The following is a 1,021-nucleotide window of genomic DNA, read 5'->3' as shown; positions in this document are numbered from 1 at the left end:
GGCTGCGTCAGCTTTACACAGCAGTACTTCAAAAATGGCAAGTTATCGAGCAAAAACTTCAGCAAAGCCATGCTCGCTGCCGAACAAAAGCTAGAGTCCATCGCGACCAAATACCGCAAGAAAGGTTGGGATATTGCACTCGGCTCATCAGGCACCATCAAAGCGATTCAAGAGGTATTGATTGGGCTGGGCTTTGAAGACGGTTTAATCACAGCAAAGCGTCTGAGTAAGCTCATTGATACTTTAAACGAGTTCGCGTCAATTGATGATATTCAGTTGGCTGGCCTGACCGATGAACGTAAACCGGTATTTGCCGCTGGTGTGGCGATTTTAGCTGCGATTTTTCAGGCACTAAAAATCGACCAGATGTTTTTCTCTGATGGAGCATTGAGAGAAGGCTTGTTATATGAAATGGAAGAGCGGTTTGCTCGCTCTGACATTCGCATGCGTACCACGGAAAACCTAGCACAAAAACATCGCGTGGATCTCGAGCACGCTGCACGCGTAAAAGGTCACGCACGCGAGATGCTTGAACAAGTACATTCTGAGCTTGGGATTAAAAAGAAAAGCGAACTGTTTGATTTATTAGAATGGGCCGCTCTGTTGCATGAAGTTGGGCTAAGCATCAACCTACGCAGCTTCCATCGCCACTCGTTTTATATTCTTCTGCATTCAACCCTGCAAGGTTTTAACCGTGAGCAACAACTCGTCTTGGCGACGCTTGCACGCTTTCAACGCAAAGCGCTAAGGCTCAATGAGTTGCCAGAGTTCAACCTCTACAAACAAAGTGATGTGTTAAGCCTGATTAAGATTCTTCGTCTGTCCATAGTCCTTAATGGGCAACGCAACGACGACCCACTACCTGACATCACTTTATCGATCAAAGGCGATGAATGGATGATCACTTGTACCGATGAAGTATGGTTAGATAATAATAAGTTGCTGCATGCCGATTTGCTGGAAGAACAAGATAGATGGGCAAGTGCGAAGTGGACACTCACTTTTTAGTTTTCGGTACAAT

1 protein-coding gene is annotated in these 1,021 nt (G+C 45.6%); it reads left to right on the top strand.

Going from position 1 to position 1,021, the window contains the following annotated elements; genetic code table 11:
* Window positions 1–1,008, top strand: a 1,008-nt coding sequence (locus R8N28_RS27240) for an exopolyphosphatase (protein WP_318183919.1), incomplete at its 5' end; no start/stop codon positions are given.
* Window positions 1,009–1,021: the final 13 nt, after the last annotated feature.

Source organism: Vibrio sp. Vb1554 (assembly GCF_033344235.1).
Note: the sequence above shows the minus strand (reverse complement) of the source record. Positions and strands in the feature narration are given on the sequence as shown.